Origin of the sequence: Erysipelothrix inopinata, from assembly GCF_014396165.1 — a bacterium.
GTDB classification, from domain to species: Bacteria; Bacillota_I; Bacilli_A; order Erysipelotrichales; family Erysipelotrichaceae; genus Erysipelothrix; species Erysipelothrix inopinata.
Genome location: NZ_CP060715.1, coordinates 1,305,461 through 1,328,183, shown reverse-complemented (window position 1 = coordinate 1,328,183; position 22,723 = coordinate 1,305,461). Strand labels below are relative to the sequence as shown.

Annotated in this window: 20 protein-coding genes and 1 tRNA gene; 1 reads left to right on the top strand and 20 read right to left on the bottom strand. The window is 36.4% G+C overall.

The annotated features are described in order from the left end of the window. Nucleotide 1: 1 nt before the first annotated feature. The 16 genes from yihA to H9L01_RS06450 form a co-directional block, all read right to left on the bottom strand. Nucleotides 2–580, bottom strand: a complete 579-nt coding sequence (gene yihA / locus H9L01_RS06525; protein ID WP_187533163.1) for a ribosome biogenesis GTP-binding protein YihA/YsxC — start codon at nt 578–580, stop codon at nt 2–4. Then, nucleotides 580–2,892 carry an endopeptidase La gene (gene lon, locus H9L01_RS06520; RefSeq protein WP_187533162.1) on the bottom strand — a complete coding sequence of 771 codons (2,313 nt, stop codon included), beginning with the start codon at nt 2,890–2,892 and terminating at the stop codon, nt 580–582. The genes yihA and lon overlap by 1 nt, the downstream gene beginning before the upstream one ends. 49 nt (nt 2,893–2,941) lie before the next feature. Further along, nucleotides 2,942–4,216, bottom strand: coding sequence for a trigger factor (gene tig, locus H9L01_RS06515; protein WP_187533161.1), 1,275 nt, complete (start codon nt 4,214–4,216; stop codon nt 2,942–2,944). A 72-nt stretch (nt 4,217–4,288) separates the two neighbouring features. After that, complete coding sequence (locus H9L01_RS06510; protein ID WP_343062558.1) at nt 4,289–4,996, bottom strand: DUF3196 family protein; 708 nt, start codon at nt 4,994–4,996, stop codon at nt 4,289–4,291. Between the two features lie 59 nt (nt 4,997–5,055). Further along, nucleotides 5,056–5,928 (bottom strand): G5 domain-containing protein, encoded by an 873-nt coding sequence (locus H9L01_RS06505; RefSeq protein WP_187533159.1) that lies wholly within the window; start codon nt 5,926–5,928, stop codon nt 5,056–5,058. A 154-nt stretch (nt 5,929–6,082) separates the two neighbouring features. Beyond that, nucleotides 6,083–7,078, bottom strand: coding sequence for a sugar kinase (locus H9L01_RS06500; RefSeq protein ID WP_187533158.1), 996 nt, complete (start codon nt 7,076–7,078; stop codon nt 6,083–6,085). Next, on the bottom strand, nt 7,075–7,809 hold the full coding sequence (gene dagF / locus H9L01_RS06495) for a 2-dehydro-3-deoxy-phosphogluconate aldolase (protein ID WP_246448939.1): 735 nt from the start codon (nt 7,807–7,809) through the stop codon (nt 7,075–7,077). Before dagF ends, H9L01_RS06500 begins: the two co-directional genes overlap by 4 nt. A gap of 10 nt (nt 7,810–7,819) precedes the next feature. Continuing rightward, nucleotides 7,820–8,914 (bottom strand): DgaE family pyridoxal phosphate-dependent ammonia lyase, encoded by a 1,095-nt coding sequence (locus tag H9L01_RS06490; protein ID WP_187533157.1) that lies wholly within the window; start codon nt 8,912–8,914, stop codon nt 7,820–7,822. Continuing rightward, nucleotides 8,898–9,998 carry an amidohydrolase/deacetylase family metallohydrolase gene (locus H9L01_RS06485; RefSeq protein WP_187533156.1) on the bottom strand — a complete coding sequence of 367 codons (1,101 nt, stop codon included), beginning with the start codon at nt 9,996–9,998 and terminating at the stop codon, nt 8,898–8,900. The genes H9L01_RS06490 and H9L01_RS06485 overlap by 17 nt, the downstream gene beginning before the upstream one ends. A 113-nt stretch (nt 9,999–10,111) precedes the next feature. After that, nucleotides 10,112–11,917 carry an LTA synthase family protein gene (locus tag H9L01_RS06480; protein ID WP_187533155.1) on the bottom strand — a complete coding sequence of 602 codons (1,806 nt, stop codon included), beginning with the start codon at nt 11,915–11,917 and terminating at the stop codon, nt 10,112–10,114. Between the two features lie 707 nt (nt 11,918–12,624). Then, a tRNA-Arg gene (locus tag H9L01_RS06475) sits at nt 12,625–12,700 on the bottom strand. Nucleotides 12,701–12,748: 48 nt separating this feature from the next. Further along, complete coding sequence (locus H9L01_RS06470) at nt 12,749–13,228, bottom strand: metallophosphoesterase family protein (RefSeq protein WP_187533154.1); 480 nt, start codon at nt 13,226–13,228, stop codon at nt 12,749–12,751. Next, complete coding sequence (locus H9L01_RS06465; protein WP_187533153.1) at nt 13,218–13,961, bottom strand: glutamate racemase; 744 nt, start codon at nt 13,959–13,961, stop codon at nt 13,218–13,220. Before H9L01_RS06465 ends, H9L01_RS06470 begins: the two co-directional genes overlap by 11 nt. Continuing rightward, nucleotides 13,951–15,717: an excinuclease ABC subunit UvrC gene (gene uvrC / locus H9L01_RS06460; RefSeq protein ID WP_187533152.1), complete on the bottom strand. Its 1,767-nt coding sequence runs from the start codon at nt 15,715–15,717 to the stop codon at nt 13,951–13,953. Before uvrC ends, H9L01_RS06465 begins: the two co-directional genes overlap by 11 nt. Then, nucleotides 15,717–17,999 (bottom strand): endonuclease MutS2, encoded by a 2,283-nt coding sequence (locus H9L01_RS06455; RefSeq protein ID WP_187533151.1) that lies wholly within the window; start codon nt 17,997–17,999, stop codon nt 15,717–15,719. Before H9L01_RS06455 ends, uvrC begins: the two co-directional genes overlap by 1 nt. Beyond that, nucleotides 17,992–18,657 carry a CvpA family protein gene (locus tag H9L01_RS06450; protein ID WP_187533150.1) on the bottom strand — a complete coding sequence of 222 codons (666 nt, stop codon included), beginning with the start codon at nt 18,655–18,657 and terminating at the stop codon, nt 17,992–17,994. Before H9L01_RS06450 ends, H9L01_RS06455 begins: the two co-directional genes overlap by 8 nt. A gap of 53 nt (nt 18,658–18,710) precedes the next feature. Here H9L01_RS06450 and rnhC point away from each other — a divergent pair, with 53 nt between their 5' ends. Continuing rightward, nucleotides 18,711–19,604 carry a ribonuclease HIII gene (rnhC, locus tag H9L01_RS06445; RefSeq protein WP_187533149.1) on the top strand — a complete coding sequence of 298 codons (894 nt, stop codon included), beginning with the start codon at nt 18,711–18,713 and terminating at the stop codon, nt 19,602–19,604. On the opposite strand, the gene H9L01_RS06440 is transcribed toward rnhC, so the two are convergent. From H9L01_RS06440 to lspA, 4 genes are read right to left on the bottom strand one after another with little or no spacing between them, the layout of a single operon-like run. Next, nucleotides 19,588–20,070 (bottom strand): deoxycytidylate deaminase, encoded by a 483-nt coding sequence (locus H9L01_RS06440; RefSeq protein WP_187533148.1) that lies wholly within the window; start codon nt 20,068–20,070, stop codon nt 19,588–19,590. The two genes, rnhC and H9L01_RS06440, sit on opposite strands and share 17 nt — an antisense overlap. A gap of 9 nt (nt 20,071–20,079) precedes the next feature. Beyond that, nucleotides 20,080–21,276: a rhomboid family intramembrane serine protease gene (locus H9L01_RS06435; protein WP_187533147.1), complete on the bottom strand. Its 1,197-nt coding sequence runs from the start codon at nt 21,274–21,276 to the stop codon at nt 20,080–20,082. Continuing rightward, entirely contained in the window at nt 21,276–22,184 is a 909-nt protein-coding gene (locus tag H9L01_RS06430) for an RluA family pseudouridine synthase (protein ID WP_187533146.1), read from the bottom strand. Before H9L01_RS06430 ends, H9L01_RS06435 begins: the two co-directional genes overlap by 1 nt. Further along, nucleotides 22,184–22,639: a signal peptidase II gene (lspA, locus tag H9L01_RS06425; protein ID WP_187533145.1), complete on the bottom strand. Its 456-nt coding sequence runs from the start codon at nt 22,637–22,639 to the stop codon at nt 22,184–22,186. Before lspA ends, H9L01_RS06430 begins: the two co-directional genes overlap by 1 nt. Nucleotides 22,640–22,723: the final 84 nt, after the last annotated feature.

The window sequence follows — 22,723 nt, the reverse complement described above, 5'->3', positions numbered from 1 at the left end:
GTTATCGATCCAACATATCCTGAAGACCTTCGATAATAGGTTCGACAGTTTCATTTTTTAACGATGAAAATGTAAATACAGGAACGAGATAGTTATTTTCAATTTTTCGTTTTGTACTTACTATCTTACTGTTGGACAATTTATCCGTTTTTGTAAGAACAATGCAATAATCAATTTTATTGTATTCAGCAAATTCAATCATCATTTCATCTTCACCAGCAATACCTCGTCGGATATCTACAAGGATCATCATAATACTTGGATGTCTTAGTTCAAAATAGCCATCCATTAAAATGCCATAATCAGCTTGTTCTTTCTTTGAACGGTTTGCAAATCCATATCCCGGTACGTCAGTTAACAATAAGCTATCATTGATATGATAGAAGTTAATCAGACGTGTTTTACCAGGTCTTTGACCTACATAGGCAAGTTTCTTACGGTTAGTCAACGCATTAATGATGGATGACTTCCCAACGTTTGATTTCCCTACCATCACGATTTCTTTTTGATGTGTCTCAGGAAATTGAGAAGCATGCGCAGCCGATATTATCAGATGCGCATCCTGTGTATTCCAAGCCATTATATGAGTGCCTCTTTAAGAACTTGATCAATTGTAGAACATGGGATAAATTCAATACTTTCTTTTACAATTTCTGGAAGTTCATCCATGTCTTTTTCGTTAAGTTTAGGGATTGCGATTCGTTTAATTCCTACACGGTGTGCAGCTAAAGATTTCTCTTTAAGACCACCAATAGGTAGAACGTTACCACGAAGTGTAATTTCACCTGTCATTGCAATATTTGCATCAACTTTACGGTTTGTAAGCGCAGAAATAAGTGCTGTTGTAAATGTAACACCGGCAGAAGGACCATCTTTTGGTACAGCTCCTTCAGGAACGTGAACTTGAACATCATTCTTTTCAAAGAAGTCAGATGCAATTCCTAATTCCTTTGCATGTGATTTAACATAACCAAATGCAATTTCTGATGATTCTTTCATAACATCACCAAGTTGTCCTGTGACGATAAGTCTGCCTTTACCTTCAAAGGTTGTGACTTCGATAGGAAGTACATCACCACCAAATTGTGTATAAGCAAGCCCTGTAACAACTCCAACTTGATCTTTGCGTTCTTTTTGTCCATACTCAAAGATTGTTTGTCCTAACCATTTTGTAATCAATTCTTTATTGATGGTAACGGATTTCTCACCATCTTTAAGGATTGCGAGAACAGTCTTACGGCAAAGTGATGCGATAACACGTTCTAACTGACGAACGCCCGCTTCACGAGTGTAGTGACGAATAATGTAACGTAATTGTGCATCACTCATCTTGAATTGAGATTTCTTCAATCCATTCTCTTTTAATTGCTTTGGAATTAAGTGTTCTTTCGCAATATTTAATTTTTCTTCTTCAGTATATGAACTGAGTTGGATAATTTCAAGACGATCACGAAGTGCCTCAGGAATATCACCTAAATAGTTAGCTGTTGCAACAAACATAACTTTCGATAAGTCATAAGGTTCTTCCAAGTAGTTATCACTGAACATTTTATTTTGTTCAGGATCAAGTACTTCTAACATTGCACTTGAAGGATCTCCCTTATAGTCTGATGCCATCTTATCGATTTCATCAATAAGGAATACAGGGTTAACAACTCCTGCTTTTTTCATTCCTTGAATAATACGTCCAGGTAAAGCGCCTAAGTATGTACGACGGTGTCCACGGATTTCCGCTTCATCTCGTACACCACCTACTGATGCTTTAACAAACTCACGTCCAAGTGAATCAGCAATTGACTTAGCTAGGGATGTCTTACCAACTCCTGGAGGACCTACAAGACACAAGATAGGAGCATTCAAGTTTCCTGTCATACTCTTAACTGCGAGATATTCCATGATACGATCTTTAACTTTTTCAAGCCCAAAATGATCTGCATCGAGGCTCTCTCTAACCGTATTAAGATTTTCTACATCTTCGGTTTCTTGCCACCATGGTGTTTTTAATAACCATTCTAGGTAAGTACGAACTACTCCCGATTCTCCAGCTGCTTGTGGCAACATTTCATATCGGCGTAATTCCTCAAGCGCTTTTTCTTTAACGAAATCTGGATATGGGTTGTTTTCGATCAATTCACGGAATTCATCAACATCTTCACCCGTATCACTGACATCGCCAAGTTCTTCACGAATTGCACGCATTTTTTCACGCAAGTAGTATTCACGTTGATTTTCTTCAACACGATCTTTAACTTTTTCATTAATTGTATTTTCAATTTTAGCAAGCGCTTGTTCACGTTGCATTTCTTCTAAGACAATCATGAGTCGCTCATTAACACGCAGCTCTTCAAGTAGAGCTTGTTTTCTTTCAATTTGAAGAGGGAAATACTGAGCAAATTGATCACTCAATTGTTGTGCAGAAATACCCATCGTCAATTGATTAACAAGTTCTGTTGGAATGGTGATGTTTTGAATTGATACTTGTTCTATTTCACTCGTAATACGACGAATGAGAGCAAGTTCTTCATTTTCATCACCCATGACATCATCAAGTAATGTCACACCACCAAATAACATTTTTCCATCATCATTAATAGAATCAATTTTGACTCTTTGAAGACCAGAAAATGTTACTCTTAAGAATCCTTGTTTTCTTTTTACTGATTTAACATGAACAAGTGATCCCACAGTATAGAGATCTTCTGTTGTTGGATCATCAACAAGAATATCACGTTGACTCACTAACACGAGATGTCCATTAAAATATTTTTCGGCTTCATCAATTGCATTCATGCTCTTGTGTCGGCCAACTTCAATCATAATATCTTGTTCTGGGAAGACCACGACACCACGTGTCGCGACGACCGGAACATTCATTTTATTTGTTTCGCTCATAGCAATCCTCCTTTTTTAGGATAAAAAAGACGCGCTTAGCGTCTCTTTTTTAAGCCTGAGATTCTTTAACTAATTCAACTGCTTTACGAAGTAATACATCGTAACTTACAGCCTCAGGAGAAACTAAGTTTTTAATTTGTTCTAACTCAATTCCATACATTTCAGAAATCTCATTGAATTCTTGTTCAATTTCTTCTTCAGAAACTTTTAAGTTTTCCACTTCAGCAATTTTTTCAAGTGTTAAACGAGTACGAACGCGTTTTTCTGCATCTTCTCTCATTTGACCCTTAACATCTTCTTCAGTTTGACCTAAGATTTGTGAATAGAAATCAAAGTTCATTCCTTGTTGTGCTAAACGTTGGTTGAATTCGTTAAACATTTGGTTAACTTCTTCTTCAATCATCGCTGCAGGAATATCGATTTTTGCATTGCTTGCAACTGTTTGCATTAATTCATCATTAACGCGATCTTCTTCGATTTGTTTACGTTGTGCTTCTAAGTTTGTGCGAATTGTTTCTTTTAATTCGTCTAATGTTGTTACTGATTCATCATCGAGTAATTCAACGAATTCATCATTTAATTCTGGTAATACACGTGTTTTAATTTCGTGTACAGTAACTTTGAAAACAACTGGTTGACCTTTTAAGTCTTCAACGTGGTATGTTTCTGGGAATGTAATGTCTAAGTCTTTTTCAGCACCTGATTCTAAACCAATAAGTGCTTCTTCAAATCCTGGGATAAATGAATTTGAACCAATTTCAAGGGAATAGTTTTCGCCTTTTCCACCTTCAAATGCTTCTTCATCTTTAAATCCTTCAAAGTCGATTACAACTGTATCGCCGTTTTCTACTGCGCCTGTTTCTTTAACATGAAGTTCTGCTTGTTCTTCTCTTAATTTTTCAAGTTCAGCAGCAACATCTTCATCAGAAACTGTTACGTCGTTAGCTTCTACTTTAATACCTTTGTATTCGCCTAATTCTACATCTGGTTTGATTGTAACGTTAAACTTAAGAGTTAATGCATCTTCAGTAATAACTTCAATATCTAATTCAGGTGTAGCAACTGGTTCAATTTTTGTTTCAAGCATACCAGCAACAAATGCTTCGTTTGCAATCATATCCATTGCTTCCATTAAAATTTTTGTATCGCCTAATTGTTTACGAGCTAATTTTGTAGGAGCTTGCCCTTTACGGAATCCTTGAACTTCAACGTCCTTTGTTAGTTCCTCAAGTGCTTTTTCTTGTGCTTTTTTCCAAGCTTTTTCGTCAACTTCAACTGTTAATAAACCTGTTGAGTTTTCATTTAATGTCCATGTAGATTTCATGTTTTCCTCCTAGTACTTTACTATTATAACACAATATTTAGCACAGTCAACAATTGAGTGCTAAAACTTAAATTACTGTTGTTCCAAGTAGTCGTTGACGCTCTTGATGATCTCGTTTGCATCTACGTTGTTGACTTGGTTGGGAAATTGATCCCATACGATTGCTTCAAGAACTTCTTGACATAGAATAAGCATACTTGGGTTTTCCGACTCAAACACTTGTTTGAGTTCATTGAGACACTCGCAATATGCTTCTTGTTCTAAAGGACTTTCAATTTTTGAAGGAACCAGACAGTATGTTTCTCCATCCATCATTACTGTAACTTCCTCAGTTACATTCTGACTCATCATAATTACAAGCAATTGTTGCTTAACCCATTTTTCAAACGAGTCAGAAACTAACCACTCTTTCAACAATTCAAAATTAGGATGAATATTGAGACGTTCAAGTGATAACAATGCTTTAATTTGATTCTGTTGGTTACCGTGTAAAGCATTCTCAATTTCATAGATGTCATCGTAATAATTTGTTCCACTACGATTTTCAACCATCACAATTTGTGAGAGCTCTTCCAATTTATTTTGGACATCCTGTGGAATATATGGCATCGATAATTCTTGTCTTAATAGATATTTCGCATCTTCGTATTTACCGTCTTTAATATGACGTTCAATATCTGCAATGCATGCATCATAATAGTTATTCATACGTTTCCTTTCATACTCTTTAATTCTAACACATTTTTTATTTGATGTGGTATAATCTCCTCTTTTTATCAAGCTTTATTTAATGAAACCCACAAAGTAAAAGGAACAGTTTTACTGTTCCTTAGAAGTTCTTAGTATCCATAGAGTTGAACCCAATACCAATGGTTATCATCCAATTTATAAATTGCGGATGCTCCCTTTGGAAATGGTGAGAGAATATTTTCTTTATGTGTTTCAGATTTCATGAGTGCTTTCATCGCACTTTCAACAGAATATGCTTTGGTTGCAAGATTTTCTGCATATACGATATCAGGGTTTACACTATCCCATGAACTGCCATCGGGTCGAACATGTTCAAAGCGAACCGAGATTTCTTGTGCCCTAGTTTTTGCAGCAGTGTAAAGTTGATTTGACCAGCTAATTGGAGCAAGCTCTTGACTTCTTCGTTCAATATTAATTGCGTGGTGCATCGCTTTCGCCAATGCCTCATCGTATGATCCTTCTGTTTTATTTTCAGTAGGCGCATTTACTTTTTCAACTGAAGCGGGTTTTACTTTAGTACCTTTAACATAAACTTTGGTCACAGGATTTAGGGTGATTGATTCGGAAATAACTTCAGTATCTGTTACTTCACCATTTGTTGATGTTTCTAGATAAGTTACCTCTTTGCTACCATTTGATCCATTTTGTTTCGTATAGGATTCATTTGCATAGATTGATGCTTCTTCTATAATTTCTTCTTTGTATTCGATTGTCACTGTTTCTGTATATTCGCGAGTTGTAATAATATCTTTATCTTCGATTTCTAATACATCTGAATCTTTTGTTTCTAATCGCGATTCAGCATCCAAAACATTGTTGGATGTGCTAGCTTGATCAAGTTCATGAGCGCGCGCTACAAAGTCATTAGAACGGCGATAAACATTTGCTCCCCATATCACAGAAATCATTAATAATGTAACAATTGAAACTATCCCTAGTTTTCGCTTCGAACTCAGTTTCATAATTTGCTTCCTCGCTTTCACAAATCATTCTCTAGCCTTTAATATGCTACTTTAAGCACCTATTGATGCGGTATCCAAATAATACACTAGATGATTTATTAAAAGAAGTGAAAACCTACAACTGTTTGGATATTTTCATACCAATTTCACAAAATTACCTTATTAAGTCGAGTTTATATTTATTTATAACATTAAATACACTTTTGGTGTCATTCACAAATGGGTCACCATAAGTCGTATGGGCAAGTACCGCTGCACCAATTCCAAACTCCACACAAGTTTCTATATCATAGTTTTCCAAAATACCGTGAAGAATCCCTAAAGCAAATCCATCACCACCGCCCACGCGATCTAGGATTTCCAATTTATAGCTGTCACTGGTATATTTCTTTTGATTTACATACAGACAGCCTTCAATTTCCTGAGTTTCTAAATTGCGGTTAGTATGACATAAGTATTCAATTTTAAATGCTTCTTGAACTCTAAACATCGCTTCTTCTTCATCACAGTCTTTCACAATATCTGGTGCATGAAGGGCAAAGTCGCGATAGCTCGCAAACACGATATCCGCATTTTCAAATAAAGATCGATACATTTTCGAAACGTCTTGAGGATCACGATTTCCCCAAAGACTTGCACGATAATTGCAATCAAATACTACTTTCACATTTCTAATTTTTGCTTCATCAACCAATTTTAGTGCCATTTTATAGGTATTGTCATGTATTAGAGCAATGCCACAGATATGAAGCATTTCCACATCCATAAACATCGTATCAAAATCTTTAATTTTTCCACTGTAATCATAGGTGGCAAAACTACTCATCGACCGATTAAGATAGGTAACTTGAGACGGTCTGGCACCATACCCTGTTTCAAGAATATAAATCCCGATATGATCACCTTCGTATTGAATCATTTCAGTTCCAATTCCCATTTCTCGCAGTTTTCCCGTCGCAACATTCCCTACACGATTATCAGGTAATGCTGTAATTATAAATGTCTCATGTCCCATATGTGATAATCCCGAAAGAATATTCACGCCAGTTCCTGAGAATAAGTAATCAAGTTGTGAAGTCTGTTGAAGTAATTTGTGGTCTGGTACACCTAAACGCATCATTACTTCGCCAAAAGCGAGGACCCGTTTCATTGGCTCACTCGCTTCATAATTTCATATAACGTTGTTACATCTTCTGGACGTGTATCCTTAGTTACTGGATCGATAATTGAAGAATAAACATGAGGAATCACACGTTTAACTCCTGCATTCAAGGCAATCGTCACGATTTCTTCAAAGTTTTCTAAATCAATGCCGCCTGTAGGTTCCATCATAAAGTCATGACGAACACATGCTTCACACACTGCTCGATACTCTTCAACAGTTTCCAAACCTCTCATTGGGAAAAACTTGACCGAGCTTGCTCCCATGTCTTTTAGCATTTCAATCGCTGTATCTACAGGAACTTCAGCCTGTACTTCTTGGCAGCTCAGAGGACCTGTTGCAACATTAACATACCCAACGCGTCCCGTCGGAGAAATTAAACTGTTGACGATGGTTTCATCTTGTCCAAGTAATGCACGTGTATAGCCAGTTGCTGTCGCAACTTGGTTGACGTGAATAGGTTGAACTTGTTGTGATATTTCCGCAACCATTTTCCATTGTTTTGGATCTCCTGCACCCAAGCCTACTGAAACATGATTATCAATACGATCGGCAACACGTTTCATATCCGCAACTGCAAGATCAACAGTTTCATAATTCTTAGATAAAAGACCTACAAGAACATGACCTTCCGCTGCTTTATAAATATCAATAGCATTTTCCAAGCTATTTCCCAGTACATTTAAACAAATACGATTATTTAAAAAATTTGCTTCCATTTTAATCTCCCTATATATTTTCTTTTATTTGATTTGTGATGATATCAAGTTCTTCCTCAGAAACATCTCTGATATCTATTTCAATTATATTTTCATTGATTCGGTAATCTCGAGTGTAAATTCTAATGGGTGCTGCCTTCATTCCTTGGGATAATTTATCCATATCTACCGATTCATCAAATTGAATTTGACTTCTCAGGATAGGTCTTCCCGCACCGTCTTGTACAGTTTTAGCATGACATACAGCTAATTCATTGATTGCCTCATTGAAAGGTTTTAGACGTGCTTCTTGTTGCTCCAAAGTTACTGCACTTTGATTTACATACTCTGTAATTGCTTCAAGAAGACCAAAAATATTTTCTTTACCAATCTTCATCACACGACCAATTCCTTGTCCTTGAGCTTTAAGCCATGATATGAAAGTTGTACTACCAATTACGACCCCAGATGTCGGTCCTTCAAGTGCTTTCGTACCACTGTATATCACAGCGTCTGCACCCATATCAGCATAAGTGTTGAGGTCACCCTCAGCTGCAGCATCAATAATGATTGGAAGTTCATATTTTTTTGCTAATGCGATGACATCTTCCATTTTCGGCATTGATTTTTGTACTGCATGATGCGATTTAACATAAATAATTGCGGCAGTTTCTGAGTCAATAGCCGATTCCATTTGCGCTACGGTACAACCATTTGCATATCCTGCTTCAACAATCTTTGCACCACCCATTCGAATCGGCACTTCAATTGATGTCCCATAATCTACAATATGTCCCTTGGCAATAACCACTTTGTTTCTTACAAGCGTTTCGTCATATGGATTCATAACATATTTATAGTTTCCTTGATTGATGGCAGCTGCAACGGATTGTGCAATTCCAGATGAAGCGCTAGAGATAAGCCACGCTGCTTCAACTTTCAATAAATCCTGTAGATATTGATTGGATTGCTCCATCAAATCGGACATGACATAAAATTGCGACGCACCTTCATTCATTGCATCGAGTACACCACGCTCTAATCGTGATCCACCTAGAATTGTCATTTTTCCCGATGCGTTAATGACCCGATCAAGTTTTAATCTCTCTTTAAGATTCGATGTCATAATAAGCTCCTTTCACAACTACTGCTTTAGGTTTAAAACCATAATTCAATGTTTCAGTATGTCCCATTGAATCAACCAGAACATCATCCAATTCTTCTAAATCAAAAATTGTAATATCAGACACGTTCCCAACTTCCAACGTTCCAAAACGTTTCAGTCCGAGAACCTCCGCAGGTTTTTGGGTCACCATATCAAGAATTGCACGAGGTGAGTACCCAATTTTTAAAAGTTTATTCATTGTTGTCGACATGTTTCTTACAGGTCCCTCGACACGATTATCATGATAAATATCTGTACTAATCGTATCACATAAGAGACATTGGTTAAATGCGGATTGTGCTACTTTAAAACTAAAACTATCACGACCATGACCCAAATCAAATACGACACCACGACGATGTGCATCTAATACTTCTGGAATGATATTACCATGCTTATCTAAAATTCCATTCGCCTTGCCATTGAAGATGTGAGTTACAATATCTCCAGCTTCAAGTCTTCCTAGAATATCAATAAGTAATGGCGGATTTGATCCAATATGAACCATCAACGGTAACTTAATCCGTTGCGTAATATCCTTTGCCATATCAAGCGGTACAATTCCATTGTTCCCAACTACCGATGCGCTCATTCTAACTTTAATACCTATAATGAAGTCATTGTACCGATCAATTGATTCTTGAATCATTGATTCTTTGATATTAGCAAGATCTGATAATTCATCTTGAGTTTTAATTCCTTGATGTGCAACATTTATAAAAGCCAAAACGCGCGTTTTCTTTTCCTGAATATCCTGATAGAATGTTCCAATATCATCAGCACCTGTTGTTCCAGCGTCAACGACGGTGGTAACACCCGTACGATATCCAATTAAGTCTGGATCATCATAATATAGTTTTAGCCTTCCGTAACAATGGGTATGCATATCAATCCACCCAGAAGATACATATTTTTGATTTAAGTCCACTACCTCACAATGTGTTGGAGTTTCGATACTTTCGTCAATACTTACGATAGATTCTCCATCAATGAGAATCTCGATTCTGTTTCCAGAAATATCTTGTCCGTTTTTTAATAATAGCATGCAATCCTCCTAACCTTGTATAACATTATAATCATTATAACATATATCATGCTTTCTTTCACATTATTTTAGAAACCTTTTCAAATAAAAAGAGGAGCAATGCTCCTTCACTTCTAATAACCTCTATCTCTTGTACCATAAATAAATTCATTATCGAAAAACATACTTCGCTTATCGAGTCTATCACGGACTTCTTTTTGACCGAATTCTTCATAAATTGTCGGCATTTCAGAGAATAAATCAGTTCCCAAACCGAGACGATTTCCTATTATTTCAACACCCAAACTCGACAATGTTGTTGGGAAAATATCAACTGAAGAGAACTCACGATTATGATATCGATTTGAATTTTTATTTTTATTCACCGGATTTAAAATCATATTAAAAATTGTACGTTCATAGTTTGCATCTAAACTTTCAAAATATTTTTTTTCCATGCTTAGATGATCACCTGTTACTACTATAGTTGTATCTTTACCAAATGGTTGTTCTTGAATCCAACGGATAAGATCTGTAATTTGTGTGTCTGCACATTGAATGGAGTTCGCATAAGGTTCAGCATGATTTGCGGGACACCCACTATCCAAAAAACCATCTGGGAAATGCGTGTCTGCCGTCTCTAAAACCATCGCAAATGGTTTCCCATCTCTAGCAAGTTCCAACATTTCTTCACGACCATACTCAAAGAGTTTACGATCCTCAAATCCCCACCAAACATTATAGTCAGCCGGAAGGGATCCATCCGCAATTTTAGAATTATGGTCCGCTATTTTGTAGTCTCCATGATCTTTAAAGTAATTAGAAACTCCCGCAAAATTACCATCTGCTCCTAATATTACAGAGGTATTATAGCCATTTTTCTTGAGAAGATCTCCCAAGTTCGTAATACCCGGTAAGAAATCAAATTTATCATAGCCATTTCCATCAATAGGAATTTTAAAAGGTATTCCCGAGTGTTGTGCTACCAAGCCTGCAATTGACCACCCTGTGTAAGGTAGCGTTAACGCGCCACCCAATTTATCGGTATTCGAGAAATTATAGCCATCATTCAAGAGTTCAGTAAATCCAGGTAAAAGGTTTGCATGAGATGCTCCACCCAATTCCTTAGAAAAGAAAGTTGCTTCCATCGATTCACTAAAGATATAGACAAGGTTTTGTTTCTTCTCTGGAAAGATAACATTTTCATCAGTTGGTTGAACATAATTATCGGCAATAAACGTATCATTACTTGCATAATAATCAAAGAATTCATTCATCTTCAAATTAAAAGTAGCTATCGTTAACGAAATTGCGAAAATTATAAGTGGCACCGTTCTTGCCCATACCTTAGTGGAAATTTTAATTTCTCTTTTATTTAGTCGATTGATAGGATTAAATTTCACTTGATTCAACATAAGTACAATGAATGAAACAGAGATTGTAATAATCTGGGCAGTAAATGGGAAGATATCTGTAAAAAATGTCGAATTCGACGTATTAATCGGTGTTTTCATATTAAACAACATCTGATCAAAACTTATATTGCCCAAGTATGCTGACAACCATGTTGTATGAACCACCAAAGCAGTTGATACTGTAAATAATACAAACGTCCACGTTCTATAGTAATAGAACTTTTTGGGTAAATATTTTAATGATTGATTTTCAATCTTTTTATTTTCCAATATTACTAAAACTATAACAAGCAAGAGCGACGCTACTAAGTACGATGCCGTTGCTCTTGCACTAAATGATTCAATAGAGATTAGTATTTTTCTATTGATTAAATAGTAGAACATATTAAATAAAATATTAGAATATAGGCACATCTTACTCATGAGAACTGTTAGCGAATATTTTCTACGAGTAAACAACCACGCCAAGAGCGCAATTACCATAGGCATAATAAAAATATGAAGTGCTTGGATAAATAAAATCATAGTTCCCCTCTTTCTATCACAGTATTGTAATCGAAGTTTTTATAAATTTTTCCAACTAATACATTATGAGTTGATTTAATCATACAGTCAAACACAAATTCAACATTTGTTTTTTACGCTTCGATTTTATCATTCAAAACGCCTAAAAAACATCTCCTTTAAATATAAATAATGTAAGTGTTTTATAATGTATCTATAAGGAGAATGTGTCATTCATAAAAAAAAAGAAAAGGAAGTATGAACACGATACGACAACTTTTGGCATTTGTTTTATAGCGGGAATAATTGGGGCCAACTTCATCGAGTACGGCATTATTAGTATTATTTTAGGGTTTGTAATTGGAGCTATCTTAGCCAGAAAATCTATCGATTAGAAAACAAATCAAGTCCTGAATCCTCCTCAGACTATTCTTTAAATATTTGATCTAGAATGGTTTACTTTTAAAGACCTCGACATAGTCATGTTTTCACACTGATTGATCTCGGTTAGGAAGCTTTAGATATTTCTGATAGATTAAGACATTCGGTACATGAAGTTAAAGAAACTTACGGTCATTAATATCCAAAAAGAAATCAAGAAATTTTTGCAAAATTAAACAATTTAGGTAACGTCTAGATAAACTTTGGTAGGAAAGTGGTAGGATTTTGGTAGGCACCGTTCATCGATACACTAAAAAACCCACTCTAGAGTGGGTTTGATGTCTATATGGCGTCCTCGGAGGGATTCGAACCCCCGACCACACGCTTAGAAGGCGCGTGCTCTATCCACTGAGCTACGAAGACCTGTGCGACGATTATTATAATACCAAATTGTCGCAACGATTACAACGGTTATTGTAAATCTTCCGCATATAATTTTTCTACAGTTGTATTTCCTTCATCATCAATGGTTAATCTTGCGAAACTTGGTTGAGATCCATCACGATTATAATAGAGCGAACCTGGATTAATGATATGAATACCATCGACGATTTGATCATCAAAAATATGGGTATGGCCATAACATGCAAATTCGCATTGATTCTTCTTAGCAAGCATCACGAGGTCTTCAATACGCTTCCCATATCTTAAAGTATGGCTATGTGTAATAAAGAAGCGATGGCCCTTCACATTTACTACTAATTGTTCAGGGTAAGTATAAAAGTAATCATTATTTCCTGTTACGGCATGGTAAGGTTCCATATCACTATTTCTTAATTCGTTATCACCACAATGAAGGTACGCATCAGCGTTAGGGTACGCTTCCCTAATCTGATCCATGACCTTTACCTTGCCATGGTTATCACTTAAAATAATTACTTCAATCGCCATAATGAACTACCTCCTCTTGAATATTAAATAAATCAAATATTTGTTGAGACATAATTTCTGCATCTCCAGTAGTATATACACAATGATATCCATTTTCGCCAATTGCCAGTGTTCCAACAAACTGACGAATTGGTTTACGACTATCAAGTATTTCCTTATTGAACACTTCTTTGAACAAATAATCAACCAATGGATAGTGTGTACATCCTAGAATAATCTTATCACATGCACTTATTGGTTGTTTGAATTTATCAAGATAATTTTTTATGATTTGCTCATCATCTAAAGACTCAATGTGCTTCACGAGCTCTGGAAGAGCTAGTTCTGTGACTTCATTCTCATGCAAAACTTTCGCATAGGCATGAGATTGATAAGTTGCTTGTGTTGATACGATGGCAATGTGCTTATCTTGGTTATGAATTTGCGAAGCGGTTAAATCAATAATTCCATAAATATTCAAACTTGGATATTCTTTTTTAAGAATAGATAACGAGACAGCTGATACAGTGTTACATGCAATGAGTACATTTTCAATATCATGATTTACAAACCATTGCATGGCATTTCTTGCGAGATTGTTGATTGCTTCATCTGACTGATTGCCATAAGGTGCGTTCTTTTGATCTGCAAAGAGGATCATATCATACTCTGGATACGCTACTCTCAAATCTTGGTAGACACTGTATCCGCCAAGACCTGAATCATAAATTCCTAGTGTTTTATTAGTAGGCATTTTTATTCCCCCAATCAATGTTTAAAATGTCATACAGTTCTTCCGCAACTTCTTTGGGAACAACACGACTTAGTTCCTCTACGGAAGCTTCTTTTATATTTTTAAGGTTGCCAAACTCTTTGAAGAGTTTCTTTTGACGGGTGGGACCAAGACCAGCTACTTCATCTAAAATTGATTTCGTCATTGCTTTTTTACGTAATAATTTATGATAGCTGATAACAAATCGGTGAACTTCGTCTTGCATTTGAACGAGTAATCCGAAAAGTGGTGAACGCTCATCAACGTTCATTATTTCCATGTTTTCATTCATCAATGCATGCGTGCGGTGACGGTCATCTTTCACAAGACCACAAATAGTAACATCAAGATCAAGCATTTCTTTAATCTCTAGGGCTGCACCCAATTGACCTTTACCACCATCGACGCAAATTAAATCTGGCATGACTTTTCCTTCTTTTAATATTCTAAAATAGCGACGGTATAGGACTTCTTTCATTGAAGCCACATCATCGTTTCCTTGGTGGAGGCGATAACGTCTGTATTGGCTTTTATTAGGTTCGCCATCATCAAATACAACACAAGCAGACACTGCGTAGCTCCCTGAAATATGGGAGTTATCAAAGATTTCAATACGATGAATCGAATCTTTAAATCCTAGCACATTTTGAAGTTCGAGAAGCGCATCATCACGGAAATCTTGACGTTTTTTAAGCAATGTGAATTGTTCCGTAATTTGCTGTTTTGCATTGCGTTGCGTGATGTCAAGTAATGTTCTTTTCTTACCTCGCAGAGCATGTTTAACTTCAGTACCTAATATATCTTGAAGATCTTCAGCATTTAATGCTTCGGGTACATAAATAATTTTGGGAACGGGTTGATTCTCATAGAATTGGGCAATAAACGAGAAGAGAGCCTCGTCTGGTTCTTCCATACAGGGTTCGATTGCCATTGTTCTCTCTAAAAGACGTCCAGCTCTAACAAATAACCCCACGATTGCAATATACCCTTGATAATAAGCATAATGGAATAAATCGAAATTTTCGTTTTTAGCAAATTGAACTTGTTGTTTATCACTTATGTAACGCAACGCATCCAAACGATCTTTATAAGTTTGAGCCAACTCAAACTCTAGATTCTCACTGGCTTGAATCATTTTCTTCTCAAGAACATCAGTAAAATCTTTGATATTTCCATTCAAAACGCTAACAACATTTTGTCTCCATGTCTCTAATTCCTCTTCAGTATATTCTTTTTGAGTTCGGTTGAATTGAGAATAAATTGCGTCTCTATTCGGTAGTAATACCGATCCTTGGGGTGATGATTCATTGAGAAGTCGTGCCATTTCTCGTGCTGCAGTTGCATCGGGATACGGACCAAAATACGTAAACTTTGGAGATTGTTTACGATCTCTAGCAACCATGACTTCAGGTTTCCCAGTTTTGGATATTTTTAAATACGGATATGATTTATCATCCATGAAGAGAATATTAAATCGAGGTCGATGTTCTTTGATTAAATTGATTTCTAAAATCAGAGATTCTTTTTCTGTACTCGTAATAATAAACTCAAAATCATGAATGTTGCTCACCATTTTTGTTGTTTTATGATCGTGTGCTCCAGTAAAGTAGGAGCTCACACGATTCTTAAGATTTTTTGCCTTCCCTACATAAATAATCTCATTTTGCTTGTTTTTCATGAGGTAGCACCCTGGATCAGTAGGAAGCATTTCTAATTTCTCTGCAACAGTTTTATTCATTACTTAAGTTTAACGACCGTTGCACCCGCTCCACCCTCACTAATGGATGCAAGTTCAAAGCTCTTAACATTTCGATTTCTTCGTAGGGAATCATGAACGGCTGTACGCAGCGTTCCGGTTCCATGTCCGTGAACAACACGACATACCTGAACATTGTGAACCAAACACTCATCGATAAATTTGTCAACGATGGGAAGTGCTTCCGCAACACGGAGCCCAATTACATTGACCTCTGTCTTAAACGAAGAAAGTGTTTTAACAGAATGTGATTTCGTATATTTTTTCTTAACAGGTTGGGCAGGACCCGCAATTTTTGTAAGTTTATTGAGATTTACACTCATGACAAGACCACCAATCGTTACGAGAGCTGAATTTTTCTCAACCTTATCTACGACACCAACTTGACCGGTTGCTTTAAGTTGAACACGATCACCAGATGAAATGGTTTCATCAATAACTTCTTTTTGCATTTTCGCAATATTTTTTACTGCCTTTTGACGTAAATCTGGACGGTTAGTTTTGTTGAGTGTTTCCATTTGCTTCTCAGCTTCACGAATCATATCTTCTAACAAGACATCATTTTCTTCGCGTAACTTCTCACGCTCTACTTCAAGTTGTTTTTTACTTTCTTCAAGTTGTTTTTGAAGCGTTGCTTGTTGTTGATGGAGTTCTGTTTCTTTTTCTTTAAGAGCTTCGTTAAGTTTTTCTTGTTCCGCAATCTTTCCTTCTAGAATTTCCATCATGTGGTCCGTTTCATATTGGCTTTCTTGCTTATATTTAAAGGCACGATCGATAATTTCAGGATCTAGCCCCAAACGTTTAGCAATTGCAAAAGCATTTGATTCACCCATAATATTCTCACGGTATCGGTAAGTAGGTTTCAAGTTATTTAAATCAAACTCAACACTCGCAATGAGAATATCATCATACTGTGTTCCGTATTGTTTCAGACGCGAAAAGTGTGTTGTAGCCACTACCCAACATCCTACTTCTCTAAAATGGTCTAGAATGGCCATAGAGAGGCTCTCCCCTTCGAGAGGATCTGTTTGTGATCCTAACTCATCTAAGAGAACAAGTGACTTGCGAGTCGCTTTCTGACTCACTGTTGTCATGGTTTGCATATGCGCAGAAAATGATGACAATGACTTTTCTATTGATTGTTGGTCACCAATATCGACAAATATTTGATCCACAAACATCACGGTTGCGGACTCAGCACAAATTGGAAAACCTGCATGTGTCATGGCGACAGCAAGTCCCATAGTTTTAAGCGAAACAGACTTACCGCCTGTATTCGGACCACTTATAAGAATCATCTTATGAGGTGGTGTTAATTGGTATGTATTCGCAACAACTTCTTTTGGATTAATGAGTGGATGACGGGCATTCACAATTTTTAAAGTATCTTGACTCATCGTTGCTACGACAGCATCATGCTTATATCCCCACTCTGCTTTCGCAAAAAGTGCATCAATTACAGTAACAGTATCAAGGTTTGCATCTAATTGCTGTGCATCTTGGGCTATTTCTGCAGAAGTTCTAGCACATATCTTTTCAATCTCATTCAGCTCTCGATGACGATATTGAAGCAAATCATTTTGCATTTTCCCTAAGAATGCAGGTTCAAAATAAATGGACTGACCGGATGCTGATTCACCGTAAATGGTTCCTTCCATTTTATATTTTTCAGAGGGCTTAATAAGAAAGGTACGACGACCTTGTTGAAGTGATACAACTGCTTCACTTAACATCTCACGATTCTTATTTAAAAACTCCTGAGTTTTACGATCAATCGTCTGTTCAAGTTGACGCATTTCACGTCGAATTGTACCCAATTCAACACTTGCTCTATCCAAGACTTCTCCTTGTTCACCAAAACAGTGATCAATATTATTAAGTAGGGTTTGATTGATTTCTAAACTTGCGAAAAGATCATCCATAGCCTCATAATCATCTTCTAAAGCATCAAATTGCTTTTTAAGACGATTAATACCTTGCATGAATCTTCCAACTTTCACAATTTCATCGACAGAAAGCACGCCTGCTTTTTCAGTAAAACGAAGCTCTCTCGATACATCACTAATTCCCCCAAATGATAACGAACCAAAAGACACCACGCATCGCAGTGCCTCACTCATTCGATTTAAGTCACGTTTAACAATTAGTGGCGAATAAGACGGCTCACTTGCAAGAATAGCTTCTTTCCCCAAAGAGAAAGAAGCATATTGAGCAACCTGAGTCAGAACTTTATCGAACTCTAATCGCGACGATATATTATTCATAACTATTTATATACTCCTTAATTTCTTTTTCATTAAATCCTTTTTCATAGAGCCATTTTGACATAGCATCTTCTTGCTCAGGAGTTAATCTTTGATTCAAGATAATCGATTGAATCGCATCATTGCGTTGAATAAATTGATCAACGGATGAAGAAATGGGTGCCGTAACACTCTCAATTTTATTGAGCCATGTTCGTTCGACTATCTGATTTCCATTTTTTACAATAGGTGTAGAGAGTAAGATACATACTACAACCATTTTAAAGATAAATAATAAAACAGCAAAGACACCACCGATTGCTGAATTCACTTGTTTAATCAAAGGCATTTTTGAAATAAACGATGCAAGTGGTGTTACTAACATCAATAATAAACGAATGGCAGCAAATAAGATTACGAACCAAACCAAACGATTAATTTGTTGTGATACAACTTGGTTTACGGTAATAAAACCATTCCCTTCGATTGCGACGAAGGCATATACTTTTTCAAACACTGGTGAAATCACCCATGCAATAAATAACGATACAAAAGTTCCTACGAAATCAACGAGTTGTAAAAGTAAGCCGCGCTTATACCCTTGATATATTTCAATCAACAACCATATGATTAGCACCCCATTTAAATAAACAATCCAATCAGTTGGAAAAACAAACACAATGATCACTCCTTTTCGTTGAACTAACACTTATTATAGTCTATATTATTAGTATGAAAACAATTACGGTAAAACTCACACAAAATCAAATTAAGGAACTTAAAGAACGCTATGCAAAATTGCCAATGCGTTTTGATATTCAATATACACATTATCAAATTAAAGGTTCAGACTTCACAATCACAGCTTATACCAGCGGTAAAGTTGTGTTTTCTGGTGAAGGTGCCGAATATCATGCATCGCCTTACACAGATGGTAAAACTGAAAGTAAATCATCATCCCAAACAATATCATCTCCTCAAGCAGTATTCCATGCTGGAAGTGATGAAGTTGGAACCGGTGATTACTTTGGTCCCATCACAGTATGTGCTGCGCTTGTCACTGAAGAAAATATGAAACATCTTCCCATCCATGAAATCATGGATACAAAACAAATGAAGGATGAAGTCATACTCCAGATTGCACCTAAAATTATGGACGAGATTACTTATAGTTTATTAGTTCTCCAGAACCAACGCTATAATATCATTCATCAAACCATGAATCTTAATGTCATCAAAGCGAAGCTTCACAACCAAGCCTATCTCCATCTTGCAGAAAAAGCTGAAGTCATGCCTGACTTGGCTGTTGTTGACCAATTCATGCCTGAGAATCGTTATTATGAAGCTCTAGTCAATGAGAAAGCGGTCTACCGCAAGCTTCATTTTGAAACAAAAGCTGAGAATAAATATCTTGCTGTTGCTTGTGGTGCCATCATTGCACGTTATGCCTTCTTAAAAGCATACGAACAGTTAGAGGAAACATATGGCGTCACATTCCCTAAGGGAGCAGGCACACACGTTGACACCTTTGGACAGGCTCTTGTTAAAGAGCACGGTCCTGAAATATTGGAAAAAGTGGCAAAATACCACTTTAGTAATACACAGCGAATTATTCACCATGATTAAGAGTAACATGAACACTTTGTGGAAGCTGGCGGAGATTAATTCCTGCAGCTTTCAGCATTCGTTTTGATGCAATTACAGAATCAGTTTCTGCATATTTATCATCTTCATAAACAATTTCTTTAATACCTGCTTGAACGATTGCTTTCGCACATTCATTGCAAGGAAATAATGAAACATAGATACTGCATCCATTTAATGATAATGTCGCATTTAAGATTGCATTCAATTCAGCATGGACTACGTAAGGATATTTTGTTTCCAAAACTTCACCTTCACGTCCCCATGGAAATTCATCATCTGACAAACCAGTTGGAAGGCCATTATAGCCAATTCCAACTATTTTTTTTGATGTATCAACGATCACTGCTCCAACCTGAGTGGATGGATCTTTAGATCTCATTGCTGAAAGATGGGCTAAACCCATAAAATATTCATCCCAAGTAATGGCATTCTTACGTTTGCTCATGATAGCCTCCTAAAATAGTAATCGTAATAAACGATCTGCATAACTCTTTAAACCAATCTGTGACCAAGCATCAATGACACGGTTATCCAGTGCAAGATCGACTGTTGTATAAGGTTTTTGAGTCATAATATAAATAATCGCAATAGCAAAAATACTTCCCAGTACTGCTACTTGTTTGCGCAGTGTTGACCAACTGCTACGTTTGGAGAAGACGAAGCCAAGGAATACCCCCGCTTGGAATCCACCAATATGTGCTGCCATACTTACACCCGGCATTAAACTAATAAATAAATTAATCATTAAGATCGAAACAACTTGTCTTAAAACCTTCGGATTCTTAATAGCTTGAGTTTCAATTAGGTATACAAGCAAGGCACCAAGTAATGCAAAGAGTCCTCCTGATAGTCCTAAACCAACTACTCCTGAATCAACAATATAGACAAACGCATTTCCACCGATAATTCCCGCAAGTAAGATTGCAAGGAATTTCTTATGCCCATATACAGGTTCCAACATACTTCCAAGATTTCGAAGCGCGAAGAGATTCATCATAATATGAACAAAATCGACATGAAGGAATCCTGCAGTAATAAATCTCCAATACTCATGTGCATCAAGAATGAAACGTTTGTAGAATGCCCCCAGCATCACGGCTGTAGTTGTTGAATCAATACCCGACATTCTGAGATACACTGCGATTGAAAAGATGACAATACAAATTGTAGAAATTGCATTCGTAACAGGAAACGCTTTAACAAAGGATTTCTTTTGACTTTGTTGGACAGTACGTTTTAAGTTAATGACTGCTTTGGATAATGCGCGATCTGGATTATTACTCTCTTTAAGTACTGTTTCAATGTTTTTGAATTGACTTAACGCCAAGGAATTAGACTTATAGAGTGGACCAACCACGACATTTTTTTCGGTAATATAATCTTTTTCAGGATAAACACTGATGTTTATGCCTTCAGCCATTGTTTTAAACACGATTGCTAATGACTCTCGATGTTTTCCTATAGCCTCAGCGTTAAAACGAGAAATAGGCAATGAGGAAAGCATAACAATTGGATTCACCTTATTTAAAGGATTTACCATCCAGATTTCAGTATTATCTTTTGACATTGTTATCATTTGATATCCATACTCTTTGATAAAGTAATTGGATAACTCGATAAGCCATGAATCATACTGGGTCTGTTTATACACTAATCCAACCTCCTAATTTCTTCGATCACATCTTTCATTTCTTGAGGAAGTTCACATTCGAAAGTTAACTTCTCACGTGTAATTGGGTGCTCAAGTGATAGTTTATAAGCATGGAGACATTGTCCATTCGTATCGGGTGTGTTTTTATAACTATATGTTTGATCACCAACGATAGGATGTTTGATATATTGACAGTGAACACGAATTTGATGTGTTCTCCCTGTATCAAGTTTGCATCTCAAAATGCTATACTCTCTAAAGTTTTCTACAAGATAAAGATGAGTCACTGCATGTTTACTGTTTTGATCAGTAACACACATTCTCTGACGATTTTTAGGATCGCGACCAATTGGTGCATCAACGGTAGCCGACTGATGTTCAAAAGGATGGTGAACTAACGCTAAGTATTCACGAGAAATTTTTCGATCTTTTAAATCTTGTACTAAAATCTCATGAGCTTCATTAGTTTTCGCTACAACCAATAACCCTGAAGTATCTTTATCAATACGGTGTACAATCCCTGGACGGAATTCACCATTAATATCACTTAACTGCTTCGTATGTGCTAATAAACCATGCACAAGTGTTGCCTGATTAAGACTTGATGCTGATGGGTGAACAATTAAACCTTTTGGTTTATTCACTACAATAATGGCATCATCTTCATAGACAATATCTAAATCCATGGGTACTGCTACAAGTTCAATATCTTCGGTTAATATTTCATAACGAATGACATCACCCGTTTTTACCCGATAGTTACGTTTCACAATTTCATCATTCACAATAATTTTCTTTTGATCAATCCATGATTGTATGGTTGATCGGGAGTAATCCTGAAGGGCAAGTGCTAAAAACTGATCCACACGAATCCCTGCGAATTCCTCATTTACTATAATTTCTTCCATTATACAGACCTCTTTTCATCAATAAACATTTGTACTACCAATATCAATACTCCAATGCAAAGTGCCGAGTCTGCAACATTAAATACTGGAAAATGATATCCGAACAAATTAAATGCAAGCATGTCACGAACATACCCCAATACCATACGGTCATAGAGGTTCCCAACTGTTCCAGCAAGCATCAATGCAATACCTAACGAATACCATGGTTTTTCTTCTTTCAAGAAATAATACAACAATACCAAAGTAACGATGCAACCCAAGATAATGAAAAACCAACGTTTCCCATCTAACATACTCCAAGCTGCACCTGTATTTCGAAGATAATGCAAATCAAAAAAACCAGGAATTATTGTTATTGAAGAGCCAAGATTCAATGTTTGTTCAATCCAATATTTTGTATATAAATCTATCGCAATCACTAATGCCGATAAAAGTCCAAACTTCTTTTTCATAATTTCCTCATTTCATGGAATTATTATATCATGTTGATAAACGACATGCACTTGGTTGAAACATAAAGTTCGCTCTAAAATGCG

Coding starts and splice junctions, on each gene's coding strand:
- rnhC (WP_187533149.1), top strand. CDS start 18,711: ATGAAAACAATTACGGTAAAACTCACACAAAATCAAATTAAGGAACTT.
- H9L01_RS06485 (WP_187533156.1), bottom strand. CDS start 9,998: ATGCTATTATTAAAAAACGGACAAGATATTTCTGGAAACAGAATCGAG.
- yihA (WP_187533163.1), bottom strand. CDS start 580: ATGGCTTGGAATACACAGGATGCGCATCTGATAATATCGGCTGCGCAT.
- H9L01_RS06430 (WP_187533146.1), bottom strand. CDS start 22,184: ATGGAAGAAATTATAGTAAATGAGGAATTCGCAGGGATTCGTGTGGAT.
- H9L01_RS06440 (WP_187533148.1), bottom strand. CDS start 20,070: ATGAGCAAACGTAAGAATGCCATTACTTGGGATGAATATTTTATGGGT.
- H9L01_RS06465 (WP_187533153.1), bottom strand. CDS start 13,961: ATGCCTACTAATAAAACACTAGGAATTTATGATTCAGGTCTTGGCGGA.
- H9L01_RS06490 (WP_187533157.1), bottom strand. CDS start 8,914: ATGACATCGAATCTTAAAGAGAGATTAAAACTTGATCGGGTCATTAAC.
- tig (WP_187533161.1), bottom strand. CDS start 4,216: ATGAAATCTACATGGACATTAAATGAAAACTCAACAGGTTTATTAACA.
- dagF (WP_246448939.1), bottom strand. CDS start 7,809: ATGGAAGCAAATTTTTTAAATAATCGTATTTGTTTAAATGTACTGGGA.
- H9L01_RS06505 (WP_187533159.1), bottom strand. CDS start 5,928: ATGAAACTGAGTTCGAAGCGAAAACTAGGGATAGTTTCAATTGTTACA.
- uvrC (WP_187533152.1), bottom strand. CDS start 15,717: ATGAATAAAACTGTTGCAGAGAAATTAGAAATGCTTCCTACTGATCCA.
- H9L01_RS06480 (WP_187533155.1), bottom strand. CDS start 11,917: ATGATTTTATTTATCCAAGCACTTCATATTTTTATTATGCCTATGGTA.
- H9L01_RS06500 (WP_187533158.1), bottom strand. CDS start 7,078: ATGAAACGGGTCCTCGCTTTTGGCGAAGTAATGATGCGTTTAGGTGTA.
- lspA (WP_187533145.1), bottom strand. CDS start 22,639: ATGAAAAAGAAGTTTGGACTTTTATCGGCATTAGTGATTGCGATAGAT.
- H9L01_RS06470 (WP_187533154.1), bottom strand. CDS start 13,228: ATGGCGATTGAAGTAATTATTTTAAGTGATAACCATGGCAAGGTAAAG.
- lon (WP_187533162.1), bottom strand. CDS start 2,892: ATGAGCGAAACAAATAAAATGAATGTTCCGGTCGTCGCGACACGTGGT.
- H9L01_RS06455 (WP_187533151.1), bottom strand. CDS start 17,999: ATGAATAATATATCGTCGCGATTAGAGTTCGATAAAGTTCTGACTCAG.